A 13853-nucleotide genomic window follows, 5' to 3' on the forward strand; every position below is an offset into this window, starting at 1 on the left:
GACTGATGTGCAAGCTTTTTCTGCCTTGCAACGTCATGGCAGGCACCACGCTTCACCGCCCTTCACCTTGTCAGATAAGGCGCCCTTTGGGCTTGAGGGATGCGCCTCTATCTTTTCTAGTCCACGGTTAGATGGTGACTTGGTCTCTAGTGAGGGTGGGGAGAGTACTTATAGTCTGATTTGCTAAAATATGAATTGCTCTGCTCATACAGGACGGCACTGTTGAAGCGTAGCGCGGCACTGGCTGATCAGCCCCGCTGGCCTTTTAATAGTGGGCTTACTGCCAGTACTCGACGATCTTGGTACCTTGTCACCCTTCAACTCGAATATCGATAGATGGACTTGTCCCGAGTTGATTTCCAGCCTTTCTACTGCCGCGGCATTCAGGCTGGTCATGATATTCAATATCTTGCATCGGTCGGCACTCATATTAAAGTGCCCGGCCTGCATATTTCTTAGCGACTTCTCATACAAGCTTGCGCGTGGGTAGAGGCCGCCATAAACATCGTGAATGTAGACAAAGTCATCGGTATACATCGAGAACAAAGTATCTATATCGTTCGGCTTGGCTTCCTTCAGCATCATGCGATTCGATGCGTCATTGACTGCGCTGACCAGGGTTTTGATGCGTTCAGTGGGTAGCGGATTATGTTCGGCGCCTTAACACGCTACGGATAGCAGTAGGCCGACTACCATTGCAAGCCATTTCACGCTCTTACCCCCTCTGTTGTAACGAATAGGCGGTTTTGTCGGGTGGACATTGTCAATCAAGTAGGGACTGCCGGCAGGCTCCTACTGTAAGTGTTGCGCCGGCAAATTAGGATTTGTTGCGACAGACATGAAAATTTGCTGCCCGCCCCCTGCTTGGCATGCCGTGCCACTCGACAGTAGGCTGGGTGGTCGCGACTGGACACCTAGGCGGCTGCGGTACCCGTCCGCTCGGGCTGGCGCGGGATGCGCAGCAGGGCGTAGAGGCTGGCCGCCAGCAGGCTGAGCGCCAAATATTGGGCGCTGCTGGGGATGGCGCTGGGGCTGAGCCAGTGTTGGCTGAGGCCGATGGCGCCGGCGAGCAGCAGCAGGCGCAGGCTCTCCAGTGTGATGAAGTGGCGCTGGCCTTCCAGCAAGCCACCCAGCACCCACAGCGAGCCGGCCAGCAGCAGTGCATAGCCGGCCGAAGCGGCTAGGCTCAGGCTGGGTTCGATGGCGAGAAAGTGCACACCGAGCACGAACAGTCCGGCGAACTGGGCCAGGCCATACGTGGCCAGGCCTTTTGCCAGTGGCGGATCGTATTTGTGGAACTGGCCGATATCGTAGGCGGGCTTGGGGGCCTTCGCGATGGCGGCGGCCGGGCGCCAGCCCGGGTGCATGATCCAGACCTTGAGCTTGTCGGCCCAGTTATCGGCCAGCCGACAGTCACGCCAGAGCTCGGCATACACATGCAGATTGGCACGCAGCGGGTTCCAGCTCTTCAGCTGGCCGCGTATGCCATACACGATGTCCTCGCCCTCGCGTTCATCCACAAAGCTGCCGAACAGGTGGTCCCACAGCATCAGCATGCCGCCGTAATTGCGGTCCAGGCAGTAGTCGTTCTGGCCGTGGTGTACACGGTGATTGGAGGGCGAGGCGAACACCTTGTCGAACCAGCCCAGGTGGCCGATCTGGCGCGTGTGTATCCAGTACTGATAGAGCAGATTGATCAGGCCGACCACCACGAAGACCAGCGGCGGAAAGCCGACCACGGCCATGGGCAGATAGAACAGCCAGCTGAGCAGAAAGCCGGTGCTGGTCTGGCGCAGCGCGGTGCTCAGGTTGTATTCCTCACTGCTGTGGTGGACCACATGGGCAGCCCAGAGGATGTTTATCTCGTGGCCCATGCGGTGCAGCCAGTAATAGCAGAAGTCATAGGCGAGCAGGGCGAGTGCCCAGACCCACCAGGCGTTCTGAGGCAGCTCGAACAGCGCGGCGTGCTGCCAGACCAGGGTATAGATGCCGACCAGGAAGAGCTTGGTGAACAGGCCGACCACCTGGCTCAGTACGCCGAGGCCGATGCTGGAGACAGTGTCGGTGATGCGGTAGGTATTGGCCTGGCGGCGCCAGCCCAGCGCCAGCTCGATCAGGATCAGCGCGATGAATACGGGGGCGGCGTAGACGATGGGGTTGAGCATGATGGCGCGGGGAAGCGAAGGATGACCCGATGCTACGCCGCGCTTGCACGCTTGGCTTGCTGCAACGCGCCATGCGATTTGTGCTGCCGCGTCAGCGGCAGTGGCGCTGGCGGTACTCCTGTGGCGTGCAGCCCTGCCAGTCGCGGAAAGCGTGGCTGAAGGAGCTCTGTTCGGCAAAGCCGAGCAGCAGTGCGATATCGCTGAGCGACATCTGCGCGTCGCACAGATAGCGCGCCACCAGCTCGCGCCGCAGCGCATCGAGCAACTGGCTGAAGCTGGTGCCCTCGCTGGCCAGGCGGCGCTGCAGCGTGCGTGGCGCCAAATGCAGGCGCGCGGCCACCTGCTCAAGCCGGCCTTCGCCCTGCGGCAGCAGCTCGGTCAGCAGCATGCGCACACGGTGTTGCAGCGACAGGCCGGCAAAGGCGCGGTCGAGCTGGGCCTGCGCTGCCTGCAGCATCGCGCGGTGTAGATGCGGGTCGGCATCGCGCACCGGCAGCTGCAAGAGCGCCGGGGAAAAAATCAGCGTATTGGCCGGCATGCCAAACAGCACCGGGCAGCCGAACAGCTCGGTATAGGGGCGCACATCGGCCGGTGCGGCGTGGCGGACTTCCACCCGCAGCGGGCGTGCATCGCAGCCGCAGATCCAGCGCCCATAGCTGACCCAGCCGGCCAGCACCGCATCATCGAGGCCCACGCAACCCGCGGCTTCGGTAGGCAGCGGCGGTTCGCCCAGGCGCGCCTGCTGGCCGTCCTGTTCCACCAGCACTTCATGACGGCCGGTATCGAACACCAAGCGGCCAAAGCGCGGGATCAGCGCAATCGCCTCGCCCAGATTCGCGCAGGTCATTGCCACAAAGCCCAGCCCGCTGAAGCTGGCCGGGCGCACGGCCTGACCGAAGGCCAGGCCGATATGGGGCAGGCCAGTCTGCACGGCCGCCGCATCGAACAACCGCGCCAGCGCGCGCATGGCAATGCGTGCGAGCGGATTGTGCAAATCCTCGGCCGCCAGGCCGGCAGCCTGCAGCAGCGAAGTACGCGCAGCACCATGCCGCTCGGCCACTGCAAGCAGGGTCAGGACATAGGCGACGCTGGTGGTGCCAGAAAGCTGGGGCATGCCGTGATGGGAGCGCGGATGAGGGCAGGGTGGCGCGATTATATCGGGCAGGCCATGAATGATCTGCGCTGGCGGTAAGCAGCGGTAAGCCGTGTAAACAAGTGTTGCAAAGCCGTGCGCCTGGCCCAGTGGCAGCGCTATAAGCCTTCACACCGGCAGCGCGCCGGATACTTTGCCAAGGAGCACGATCATGCAACGCAGCACCGTCTTGTTGAGCCTGTTGTCCACCGCCCTGCTGCTGCCGGCCTTTGCCGGCGTGGCCACCCCTCAGCTCGATGCACGGCAGGCCCGCCAGGAACACCGTATCGAACACGGCGTGGCCAGCGGCGCGCTGACTACGCGGGAGGCCGCCCGGCTGGAGCACAAGTCCGCGCACATCGAGCGGATGGAAGCGCGCATGGAGGCGGACGGCAAACTGAATCGCGCCGAGCGTGCCAAGCTACACCACGCCATGGATAAGCAGAGCGCCCGCATCTATCGCCAGAAGCACGACCGCCAGTCCCAGTAAGCAGGTGCCGGCTTGGCCCCGCCAGGCTGGCCATATGCCAGATGGCAAAAGGGCGGATACCGAATCGGTATCCGCCCTTTGCCTGATTGCCTGATGCCAGCTGGCTTAACGCGCCACGCGCATCAAACGTGTGTGCAGACCATCGCTCAGTACCAACTGCCACTGGCCACCCTGGGGCAGGGCTCGCGTGTCGAGCTTGGCTTGGCCGCCTTCGAGCTGGCGTGCCAGCACGGTATTAGCCTGGCCGATGTGTTGCACGCTCAGATAGCGGTAGCGGCGCGCATCCCAGCTCAGCGTGAGCTGGCCGGCCTGTTCGCGCCAGGCGAGGCGTGGGCCGCTGCTGTCGCCAGTCTGGCGCGCGGCGCTTTGCGGCTTGTCGCCAGCCAGCGGCAGGGCCTTGCCCTGGCGCAGCAACTGTAGGCCGACGATTTCCGCCGCTGGCTTAGCCAGCTTGAGCTTGAAGTGCGCTGTCGGCACGCTTGCATCGGCCACCTGCACTGTGCGCAGTGGGGCGTTCAGCATGCTGCCATTGGCCAGCTGCACTTGCAGTACATGGTCGCCCTCGTCCTGCTGCGGTTGGCCCAGGCTGCCGCGCACCGGTTCGAAGCGCACGCCGTCCAGGCCAATGCTGCCGCTGATCTCGACCAGCTCCACCGGGGCACGGAACAGCTGCTTGGCGCTGCCGCTCGGGTAGAGCCAGGCTTCCAGATGTGCCTGCACCTTGCTGTAGGCGTAGTCGGAGAACCACTGGCCGCCGCAATAACCCATCACATCACTGGTGTTAGATGGGGTGGCGATCTTGTCCGCGATATTGTCGTAGATCATGGTTGGACCAAGCTGGCCGTTCGCATAAGGGAATCCGCCTTCAGGATTCTTTACGTTACCGCAAGGTGCGTGCGGACGACCAAAGTTGTGCCCAAGCTCGTGCAGGAAGGTGCTTAGGTCGTCGTCGTAGCGCGCTTCCAGGCCGATGCTGCTGCGACTGTAGCCGCCCTCTGGGCCGGGAACATAGCCGAGGCCGGCGGTCCCATACTCAAAATTGGGATCTGGTACGAAGCCGTAGTAGTGGCGTTTATTCCCCTCAGCATCACGTAGGTCATTCAGTTCCCTCAGCGTTTTGTCCCACTCCTCGAATTCCCTGACCTTGCTGACCGAGGTCAGTCGGTAAGCCGTGCGCTGCTCAATATGCAGCGCGGTATCGGCCACCGGCAGATTGCGCACCAGATGGGTACGGATAGCGGCCAGGCTAGGCATGCTCGCGGTCAGATTGCCTTCGCTGATATTCAGCGGCACCACGGTCAGGCGCAGATTGGTGGCCTTGCCGACCACCGGGTCGCTGACTTGGCTGGCGCCGCGGGTCAGTTCGCGCAGCGGGTCGACATCGATCTGCAGGCTCAGGCCGCTGCGCACCCAACTGGCGGGCAGCTTGGCGTTGAAGGTTTGCGCCAGCACGCTGGCCTGCGGGGCGGCCGACAGGGTGCTCGGGCCACTCAGGCGCAGGGTGCCCAGCACGCTGCCGCCGGCGCTGGCGGTCAGTTGCACGGCGGGCGCGGCACTGCCTTCGCTGCCGGCCACGAACACCCGCACCAGGGCCGGCTTGCCCGGCACCAGGCGTTGATAGCCCTCGCCCGGTGCCTGCAGATAGGTCTGGGCGACTTCCACACGCTGGATGGCCACGGCCGGTTTTTCCGGCGCGCTGCTCAGGCTGAAGTTGCCCACGCTGATCGCCTTGCCATCGGCCTGCAGCACGATGGCGCCATTGCCGCCGGCCGGTACCTGCAGCACCAGGCTGGTGGCGGTGCGGCTGACGATATTGGCATTGACGCCACCCATGCTGGCGCTGCTGACGCGGTCGAGCTGGCTGCCGCTGATCGTGACCTGGCTGCCGGCGTAACCACTGGCTGGGCTGAAGCCGCTGACCGTGACGGCAGGTGGCTGAGCGGGTTCGGTGAAGTTGCCCACCGCAATCTGCTGGCTGCCGACCATGAGCACGATGGCGCCACCGCCGGCGATGCTGCTGATGCGCAGCTGGCTATCGCTGACTGCGGTAAAGGTGATGCTCTTGCCGCCCATGCTGGCGCCGGTGACCTGGCCCAGGGCATTGCCGCTGATGGTGATCACGGTGCCGGCTGGCCCGCTGCTCGGGCTATAGCCGCTCACGCGGGTGACTGGGGCGAGGATCTCGGTCAGCACGCCTGCGGTGACCGCTGGCTGACGCTTGCCTTGCAGCAGCACCGCGCCGCCGCCCTTGGGCATGGCAAAGCGCAGGCTGCTATCGCTACGCGACTGCAAGGCCACGCCATTGCCATTCACGCTAACGCTGGCCACTTCATCAAAGCCACTGCCGCTGACGGTAATGGTCTGGCCCTGCATTGCGCTGCGTGGTTGCAGGTCCTGTGCCAGGATGGGTGGAATCACCGTGAAGCTGTCGCTGCTGCTCAGCACGCTGCCATCGCTGCCGACCAAGCTGATCGGCCCCGATTGGGCGCCGGGCGGCACGTAGACGCTCAGGCTGTTGGCGCTGCGTTCGACCGGGCTGGCCGCCGCATTGCCAAAGCGCACCTGGCTGACCAGGTCGAAGCCATTGCCCTGCAGGGTGACCAGACGGCCGACCAGACCTTCGCTCGGCTTGAAGCCGGCGATGCTGAGGCTGACCTGCACGGTCAGGCCCTGCGGCACGGTCAGCACGGTGTTATCACCGTAATGCAGGCTGACATAACCCGAGCGTGCCTCGGCCGGCACGATGAAGCTGATCGCGCTGGTGCTCTGGCTTTCGATATTCAGCAGCAGGCCATTCAGGCGTAGCGACTGAATCTGCTCAAGGTGGCTGCCCTGCAGGGTGACGCGACCGCCGACTTTGACGCTGCTCGGTTCCAGCGTCGTCACGCTGGGCTGATTGCTGATGCGCACGCTTTGCGCCGACTGAGCCAACTGGCCCGCGCCCTGCAGTTCCACTACGCCGCTGACGGCCTGTGCAGGGACGACTAGGCTGAGCTGGCCATCCGACAGTACGGTGAAGCTGGCGGCCACGCGGCCCAACGTCGCGCGTTGGGTGCCTTTCAGGCCGCTGCCGCGGATATCGAGCGTATCGCCGGGCTTGGCGCTCAGCGGTGCCACGCTATGGATGGCCAGGCTGCTGACCGGCGGCTGGGGCTGGCTGGTGTTGGTCGGCTTATCGCCGTCACCGCCACCACTGCCGCAGGCGGCTAGATTCAGCAGCAGGGCTAGCGCGCAACTGGCGCGCAAAAGAGAAGGGAAAGACATCGCATATCCAAGGGAAAAACTGCGCAAAGCAGGCTGCCCAGTCCGCTAGGGATGAGCAAAAAGTCGCGATGCTAGCAACATTCCAACGGCATGGAAATGCATTTGTCATGTCGAGTAAAAGCACCATGCCCGGGCTGCCAGTCGCTGGCGCCGGGCATGGCAAGGCGGGGGGCGGGAAGGGCTGCGGTGCTCAGCGTGCCTTTAGCAGTGGCTGCAAGCTGGGCCAGACATTGGCCAGCAGGCGTGGCTGGGCCGCTGCGGTCGGGTGCAGCTGGTCGGGTTGGAACAGGTTCGGCTGGTCGGCAATCCCATCGAGCAGGAAGGGCGGCGTGGGCAGGCGGTGGGTCTTGGCCAATTCGGCGAACATCGCGTCGAACTTTGTCGTGTAAGGCGCGCCAAAGTTGGGCGGCAAACGGGTGGCGATCAGCCCCACGCGCGCGCCGGCGGCACGGCTTTGCACGATCATCTTCTCGAGATTCTGCCGGGCAGCGGCCACCGGCAGGCCGCGCAAGCCGTCGTTGGCGCCCAGTTCCAGGAGTACGATGGCCGGCTTGTGCTGCTTGAGTGCGCTGGGCAGTCGGGTCAGCCCGCCGGCCGTGGTTTCACCCGACTGGCTGGCGTTCACCACCTTCCAGTCGCTGCCGAGCTTCTGCTGTAGCAGGCTGGGCCAGGCTTGCGGCAAGGCCATACCGTAGCCGGCCGACAGGCTGTCGCCAAACACCAATATGGTTTTCGAATCGGCCGCCCAGGCAGCCGGGGTTAACAAACTCATCCACAGAGACAAGAACAGAACAATGCGTGCCACGCCTGATTTCCTTAAAGAGGGTTCCCGAACCGAGACGGCGCCGATTCTGGTGGCCAGCGGGCTGACCCGGCAAGTCGGTTTCGATCATGAAACCCTGACCATTCTTGACGACGTGAGTTTCCAGCTGGCGCACGGTAGCACCCTGGCCATCGTCGGCGCCTCGGGTTCGGGCAAGTCTACCCTGCTTGGCCTCCTGGCCGGGCTCGATACCCCTAGCCAGGGCGAAGTCAGCGTGGCTGGCCAGTCCTTGAACGGCTTGGATGAGGATGGCCGCGCGCGCCTGCGCGCCGAAAGCGTCGGCTTCGTGTTCCAGAGCTTCCAGCTGCTACCGGCCCTGAGCGCGCTCGACAATGTGGCACTGCCGCTGGAGTTGAATGGTCACAAGGATGCACGCCGCGAGGCGGCGGCCCTGCTCGAACGCGTGGGCCTGGCCAGCCGCCTGCAGCACCGGCCGAAGGAATTGTCGGGCGGCGAGCAGCAGCGCGTGGCGCTGGCGCGCGCCTTCGTCACCCGCCCCAAGCTGCTGTTTGCCGACGAGCCGACCGGCAATCTGGACACCCAGACCGGCGAGCGCATTATTGAGCTGCTGTTCAGTCTGAATGCCGAGGCCGGTACCACCCTGGTGCTGGTCACCCACGATGAGCGCCTGGCACGCCGCTGCGGCGCGCGCCTGCGCCTGGCGGCTGGCAAGGTCATCGAACGGGAGGGCGTATGAAGCCGATGCTGAGCGGCCTATGCGCCGCACTGCTGGCGCTGCCGGCCCTGGCCGCGACGCCGGCCGAGCAGTTCATGCAGCAGCTGGCCAGCCTGTGCGGCCAGGCTTTCGAGGGCAAGCTGGTGGAGGGAAACCCGAGCGATGCGCGCTTTCGCAGCGAAACCCTGACCATGCAGGTGCGCGAATGCTCGGCACAGGAAATCCGCGTGCCTTTCCATGTCGGCACTGACCGCTCGCGCACCTGGGTGTTCACGCCCACTGCCAGTGGCCTGCGCCTCAAGCATGACCACCGTCATGAGGATGGCAGCGAGGACAAGCTCACCCAGTATGGTGGCGATAGCGTGGAGGCCGGCACGGCCACCCTGCAGTCCTTCCCGGCCGATGCGCATACCAAGGCGCTGATTCCGGCCGCGGCCGACAATATCTGGCGCGTGGAGCTGATTCCCGGCCAGCGCTTCAGCTACCAGCTGCAGCGCGAACAACGCCGCTTCCGGGTGGACTTTGACCTGAGCCGGCCAGTGGCTGCGCCGCCCGCCCCCTGGGGAGCAAAATCATGAGGGGCTGGGGCATAGCTTGGCGCTGGCTGAAGCGCGACCTGGCCGCCGGTGAGCTGACCGTGATGGCCGTGGCCCTGGTGGTGGCGATTGCCGCCATGAGCAGCGTGGGCTTCTTTACCGACCGCGTGCACCAGGCGCTGCAGACCGAAGCCAACCAGCTGCTGGCCGCCGACCTGGTACTGAACGCCGACCAGCCGCCTGCCGCCACGCTGAGCGAGCAGGCGCAGCAGCGCGGCCTGCAACTGGCGCGTACCGCCACCTTCCCCAGCATGGCGCAGACCGCGCAGGGCGCGCAGCTGATCACCGCCAAGGCGGTGTCCAGCAGCTATCCGCTGCGTGGCGAGCTGCGCGTGTGGCAAGGCGAGCGCGAAGTGCGCATGCCCGGCCCGCCTAAAGCGGGTGAAGCCTGGGCCGACCGACGCCTGTTCGATGCGCTGGGCCTCAAACCCGGCGACAGCCTGCAGCTGGGTGAGCGCACGCTGACCCTGAGTGCAGTGCTGGCGCGCGAGCCGGATGGCGCGATGGACCTGTACAACTTCGTGCCGCGCCTGATGTTCAACGAGGCCGACTTGGCCGCCACCGGGCTGATCCAGCCGGGCAGCCGTGTGCGCTATCGCCTCTTGCTGGCCGGCGAAGGCGAGGCGGTCAGTGCGATGCGCGATGCGCTCAAGCCGCAGCTGCAACGCGGCCAGCGCCTGGAAGATGTGCGCGAGGCACGCCCCGAGATCAATACCTCGCTGAATCGCGCCGAGCGCTTCCTGCGTCTGGCGGCACTGATCTCGGTCTTCATGGCCGCGGCGGCGATTGCCCTGGCGGCGCGCCGCTACGTGGAGCGCCATCTGGATGCGGTGGCGCTGCTGCGTACGCTGGGGCGTAGCCAGAACGATATCGTGCAGCTCTTCCTGCGCCAGTACGCCTTGCTGGCCGTCGGCTCGGTGCTGCTGGGCCTGTTGCTTGGCTGGCTGACTCAGTTCGCGCTGGCTGCGGCGCTGGCCAGCCTGTTCGAAGCACGTCTGCCGCCGGCCGGGCCGCTGCCGGCACTGGCTGGGGCCGGCGTGGGGCTGACCCTGCTGTTTGGCTTCTGCCTGCCGCCGTTGCTGCGCCTGCGCGGGGTGTCGCCGCTGCGCGTACTGCGCCGCGATGCCACGCCGCCCGGCAATGCGCCGCTGGCGCTGGGCTTGGGCCTGGCCAGCTTGGCCGGGCTGATCTTCTGGCAGGCGGGCGATACCACCTTGGCCACCCTGGCCCTGGCCGGCATGGCCGGCACCGTGGGTGTGGCCGCCTTGGTGGCCTGGGGCCTGGTGTGGATTTCGCCCAAGCTGCCCATGCTGCATAGCGTGGGCTGGCGCTTTGGCCTCGCTAATGTCGCGCGCCGGCGCGGGCTTAGTGTGGCGCAGATCGTGGCCTTGTCGCTGGGCCTGATGGCGCTGATGCTGCTGACCGTGGTGCGCAACGATCTGCTCAGTGCCTGGGATAAATCGCTGCCGCCCGAAGCGCCCAACCGCTTCGTGATCAATATCCAGCCCGAGCAACGCAGCGAGCTAGCCGCGCGCTTCCAGGCCGAGGGCCTCGCGGTGCCGCGCTTCGCGCCCATGGTGCGTGCACGCCTGAATGCGATCGCCGGCAAGCCGGTCAAGCCGGACAACTACGCCGATGAGCGCGCGCGCCGCCAGGCCGAGCGCGAGTTCAATCTGTCCTGGGGCGAGGACTTGCGCGCCGACAACCGCATCGTGACCGGCAAACCGCTCAATGATGCCGAGCCGGGCTGGTCGATGGAGGAGGGCATGGCGCAGCGCCTGGGCGTGAAGGTGGGCGACACGCTGACCTTCGATATCGCCGGTACGGCCTATACCGCCCCGGTGGTCAGCCTGCGCAAGGTGGATTGGGATTCCTTCCGGGTGAACTTCTTCGTAGTGGGTAGTCGCGTGCTGCTGGAGAATCAGCCGGCCAGCTTTGTCAGCAGCTTTCATCTGCCGGCCGACAAGAGCAGCCTGGGTACCGCGCTGGCGCGCCAGTTCCCCAATCTGACCGTCATCGATGTATCGGCCATCCTGGCCGAGGTGCGCATGGTGCTGGACCGGGTGCTGGCCGCCATCGAGGTGGTGTTTGCCTTCAGCCTGCTGGCCGGTATTGCCGTGCTGTACGCGGCCACGCTGGCCACCCATGACGAACGCAAGCGCGAGGCAGCCATCCTGCGCACGCTGGGCGCCAGCCGCCAGACCGTACGCCAGGCCGCCAGCGCCGAGCTCTTGCTGGTCGGTGGTTTGGCCGGTCTGCTGGCGGCCGGCGCGGCCTTGGCCATTGGTGCCGCGGCGTCCTGGCAGCTGTTCGAGCTGAGCGCCGGCGTGAGCTGGTGGCTGCTGCCGGCCGGCTTGCTGCTGGGTGCGCTGGCCGCACGCCTGGCCGCCGCGCCACTGCTCAACCGTCTGCTGAACACCCCGCCCTTGCGCGCGTTGCGCTGAATGAAAAAACGGCAGCTTCGGCTGCCGTTTTTTTGGATTGGTCTGGCTCAGGGAGTGTTGAACGCATCGCCAATGAGCGTTAGCGCAGTGCGCAGCCGCATAGCAGTGGTAGTGCGGCTTAGCCGCAGGCGTAGCCCGCAAAATGGATTGCACAACACCAAGCGATTCAGCACAGACAGGCGGCATTTCCGCGCGGGTTGATGAAGCCAAGCCGCCCTACATGGCTTTGTACCACTTTCGACATGCATCTAATGAAGCTACCGCGCATTGATGGCATATGGGAGACAGCGAACCATAAATAAATACTGGCGATGAGCCACAGTATGCGCAGCGGGTGTTCTGTGAAATATCGGACGCCTCGATTGCCGACACAATGAACTGTGCGCAACCCTCGCAAATGTACCCATCTACTCCTGATGCGGTTGGTCCTTTGCAATCAGTAAGTGCAGCCACACACTTTCTTTTACATGCTTCTTCAAAGGAAAGTTGTTGCCGATTCATACCAGCCTAACGCTTGAATTCATCAGACTGCGCGGCCTTTGGCGCAGGTTCGGTGGAATGATGAGTTAGCCGCTTTTTTACTTGCCTTGGCCCCCATACAAAGAAATTGCAGTCTTCACGCCGAGCAAACTAGATTGCCCTTCAAGATTGGTGACCTCAGCCACGTAGTTTCCTCTTGCAAGCGGGAGCCAGCCTATAGTTCTTGTCTTTGCGTTTTTACCGTCGTGGGATGTTACGCAGAGCGATACGAAGGTGCGATCGATCACAATAGAGCGATCTGCTGCCTTTCGTATAACAACCCTAAATGGGATTGGCTGTCCTAAGCCCTTTCGCTGACCTTCTGGGATTGCGTCATATCGAACATCACCTTGGCAATGTTCGCTATATCGCTCACCGACGACTTGGTCACTTAATCGCGCCTCAATCGAGGCAAACTCAAATGTCACAGCAAGGGGGTAGCTCTTTTCGACGGGCACTTGAAATGATTTTTTGACTAACGCGCCGGTGATGCTGAGATCGATTTGCTGCCCCGAAAAAAGCGGTGGGAAGGCGCACAAACCAGCGATCCACATGGCGGGTCCAAGGAAAGATTTTTGGCAGAGCGCGTAAGTAATGGGGCCCATATGGCTAACGAATAAAAGGGACTTCCCCGTCCCGGATGAGCGGCGAAGCCGCAACGGCACCGCAGTGCCACGATGGCGTTTCCACCCGTCAGCGCCAAGCGGTAGGGGAAAACCATGGCCATTATCACCATCGGTATTGATCTCGCCAAGAATGTGTTCGCCGTGCACGGCGTCGATGAAACCGGCAAGCCGGCACTCGTCAAACCCAAGGTCCAGTGCGCCGATTTATTCTGGCTAACCTTCTGAGCGTGCCATGCCGCGCATGGCTGATCCCCAGTGCAGGCATCGACCCGCTGACTGAATGAGGGCAGGTGGTGCGGTTTATATGTTGGCCCGGCGGCCGAGCGAGCTGCCACCAAGGCCGGTTATCGAGATGCAATCTGTTCTACGGGGAGCTGTTGCGTTGCGCAAGGTCAGCAATGGAATTGGCGGCAGATTCGCCCGTGCCGGGCCAATCTGCCGCCAATTGAGGGAAGGCACATCGACAAGCGGTACTTTACGGGGAAGTCCTTATCGAAAGGTTAGGCGCAATTGGGATAATCATTGGGTAGCTCTTGGCTGCCGGCCGCAAAAATCTCAACGGGGATATATGCCTGAAGTGTCTCTTCTGAAATGGGCGAGTAGCTGCGAAGTACAAAAGTCATTTGCCTTAGATATTTGGCCAGAAGTGCATAGTAGGCAACGGCATTTGGTGGTGCGGGGCGTTCGACCATATGGCGGTGTGCACGAGATATAAAAATGGGAATAACCTCGTAATTCTTGCTCAGATAGAGCGCCACAATATTGTTAACGAAACAAATAAGAGGAAACATGGTTGTGGCCATGCGGTATGCCTGCTCAGGGACAACTTCCGTATCGTTAAGGATGGCGTGAAATTGCTTCAACTTTGCGCGCTCATCCTTTGCCCCCGGCTTAGAAAGGTCAAGTTCCATGTGATGCCTGTGTTGTGCCTAACGAATAAAAGGGACTTCCCCGTCCCGGATGAGCGGCGAAGCCGCAACGGCACCGCAGTGCCACGATGGCGTTTCCACCCGTCATCGCCAACCGGAAGGGGAAATCCATGGCCATTATCACCATCGGTATCGATCTCGCCAAGAACGTGTTTGCCGTGCACGGCGTCGATGAAACCGGCAAGCCGA

At 63.4% G+C, this 13853-nt stretch carries 12 protein-coding genes; 5 read left to right on the top strand and 7 right to left on the bottom strand.

All coding sequences use genetic code 11. From position 1 onward, the window contains the following. Positions 1-204 precede the first annotated feature (204 nt). The 3 genes from BT173_RS06910 to BT173_RS06920 form a co-directional block, all read right to left on the bottom strand. Positions 205-585: a hypothetical protein gene (locus tag BT173_RS06910; protein WP_072427897.1), complete on the bottom strand. Its 381-nt coding sequence runs from the start codon at positions 583-585 to the stop codon at positions 205-207. A gap of 329 nt (positions 586-914) precedes the next feature. Continuing rightward, a complete protein-coding gene (locus tag BT173_RS06915) occupies positions 915-2165 on the bottom strand; it encodes a sterol desaturase family protein (protein WP_072427898.1) in 1251 nt (416 codons plus the stop codon). Between the two features lie 91 nt (positions 2166-2256). After that, a complete protein-coding gene (locus BT173_RS06920) occupies positions 2257-3279 on the bottom strand; it encodes an AraC family transcriptional regulator (RefSeq protein WP_072427899.1) in 1023 nt (340 codons plus the stop codon). A 190-nt stretch (positions 3280-3469) separates the two neighbouring features. Here BT173_RS06920 and BT173_RS06925 point away from each other — a divergent pair, with 190 nt between their 5' ends. Next, positions 3470-3787, top strand: coding sequence for a hypothetical protein (locus BT173_RS06925; protein WP_072427900.1), 318 nt, complete (start codon positions 3470-3472; stop codon positions 3785-3787). 105 nt (positions 3788-3892) lie between these two features. On the opposite strand, the gene BT173_RS06930 is transcribed toward BT173_RS06925, so the two are convergent. After that, positions 3893-7051, bottom strand: coding sequence for an IPT/TIG domain-containing protein (locus BT173_RS06930; protein ID WP_084658281.1), 3159 nt, complete (start codon positions 7049-7051; stop codon positions 3893-3895). Between the two features lie 190 nt (positions 7052-7241). After that, positions 7242-7856, bottom strand: a complete 615-nt coding sequence (locus BT173_RS06935) for an arylesterase (RefSeq protein WP_245794140.1) — start codon at positions 7854-7856, stop codon at positions 7242-7244. Between BT173_RS06935 and BT173_RS06940 the strand changes: the two genes are divergently transcribed. Genes BT173_RS06940 through BT173_RS06950 form a run of 3 tightly spaced genes read left to right on the top strand, consistent with a single transcriptional unit; the run spans position 7846 to position 11590 of the window. Continuing rightward, the gene (locus BT173_RS06940) at positions 7846-8571 is read left to right on the top strand and encodes an ABC transporter ATP-binding protein (RefSeq protein WP_072427903.1); all 726 of its coding nucleotides are present in this window, start codon (positions 7846-7848) and stop codon (positions 8569-8571) included. The genes BT173_RS06935 and BT173_RS06940 overlap by 11 nt on opposite strands. Continuing rightward, positions 8568-9128 (top strand): hypothetical protein, encoded by a 561-nt coding sequence (locus tag BT173_RS06945; protein ID WP_072427904.1) that lies wholly within the window; start codon positions 8568-8570, stop codon positions 9126-9128. Before BT173_RS06940 ends, BT173_RS06945 begins: the two co-directional genes overlap by 4 nt. Beyond that, positions 9125-11590 carry an ABC transporter permease gene (locus BT173_RS06950; RefSeq protein WP_072427905.1) on the top strand — a complete coding sequence of 822 codons (2466 nt, stop codon included), beginning with the start codon at positions 9125-9127 and terminating at the stop codon, positions 11588-11590. Before BT173_RS06945 ends, BT173_RS06950 begins: the two co-directional genes overlap by 4 nt. Positions 11591-12168: 578 nt before the next feature. Here BT173_RS06950 and BT173_RS06955 read toward each other — a convergent pair. Beyond that, on the bottom strand, positions 12169-12663 hold the full coding sequence (locus BT173_RS06955; RefSeq protein ID WP_217651415.1) for a DUF5625 family protein: 495 nt from the start codon (positions 12661-12663) through the stop codon (positions 12169-12171). 165 nt (positions 12664-12828) lie between these two features. On the opposite strand from BT173_RS06955, the gene BT173_RS19935 reads away from it, so the two are divergent. Beyond that, complete coding sequence (locus BT173_RS19935) at positions 12829-12960, top strand: hypothetical protein (RefSeq protein WP_281247349.1); 132 nt, start codon at positions 12829-12831, stop codon at positions 12958-12960. A 275-nt stretch (positions 12961-13235) separates the two neighbouring features. On the opposite strand, the gene BT173_RS06960 is transcribed toward BT173_RS19935, so the two are convergent. Beyond that, positions 13236-13646 carry a hypothetical protein gene (locus BT173_RS06960; RefSeq protein WP_072427907.1) on the bottom strand — a complete coding sequence of 137 codons (411 nt, stop codon included), beginning with the start codon at positions 13644-13646 and terminating at the stop codon, positions 13236-13238. Between the last annotated feature and the right edge of the window lie 207 nt (positions 13647-13853).

This window comes from Chitinimonas taiwanensis DSM 18899, from assembly GCF_900119825.1.
Classification (GTDB): Bacteria; Pseudomonadota; Gammaproteobacteria; order Burkholderiales; family Chitinimonadaceae; genus Chitinimonas; species Chitinimonas taiwanensis.

What these genes read in the sequence shown, in the direction of transcription:
- BT173_RS06955 (WP_217651415.1), bottom strand. Translation starts at nt 12,663, where the DNA reads ATGTGGATCGCTGGTTTGTGCGCCTTCCCACCGCTTTTTTCGGGGCAG.
- BT173_RS06925 (WP_072427900.1), top strand. Translation starts at nt 3,470, where the DNA reads ATGCAACGCAGCACCGTCTTGTTGAGCCTGTTGTCCACCGCCCTGCTG.
- BT173_RS06950 (WP_072427905.1), top strand. Translation starts at nt 9,125, where the DNA reads ATGAGGGGCTGGGGCATAGCTTGGCGCTGGCTGAAGCGCGACCTGGCC.
- BT173_RS06920 (WP_072427899.1), bottom strand. Translation starts at nt 3,279, where the DNA reads ATGCCCCAGCTTTCTGGCACCACCAGCGTCGCCTATGTCCTGACCCTG.
- BT173_RS06930 (WP_084658281.1), bottom strand. Translation starts at nt 7,051, where the DNA reads ATGTCTTTCCCTTCTCTTTTGCGCGCCAGTTGCGCGCTAGCCCTGCTG.
- BT173_RS06945 (WP_072427904.1), top strand. Translation starts at nt 8,568, where the DNA reads ATGAAGCCGATGCTGAGCGGCCTATGCGCCGCACTGCTGGCGCTGCCG.
- BT173_RS06940 (WP_072427903.1), top strand. Translation starts at nt 7,846, where the DNA reads ATGCGTGCCACGCCTGATTTCCTTAAAGAGGGTTCCCGAACCGAGACG.
- BT173_RS06915 (WP_072427898.1), bottom strand. Translation starts at nt 2,165, where the DNA reads ATGCTCAACCCCATCGTCTACGCCGCCCCCGTATTCATCGCGCTGATC.
- BT173_RS06910 (WP_072427897.1), bottom strand. Translation starts at nt 585, where the DNA reads ATGATGCTGAAGGAAGCCAAGCCGAACGATATAGATACTTTGTTCTCG.
- BT173_RS19935 (WP_281247349.1), top strand. Translation starts at nt 12,829, where the DNA reads ATGGCCATTATCACCATCGGTATTGATCTCGCCAAGAATGTGTTCGCC.
- BT173_RS06960 (WP_072427907.1), bottom strand. Translation starts at nt 13,646, where the DNA reads ATGGAACTTGACCTTTCTAAGCCGGGGGCAAAGGATGAGCGCGCAAAG.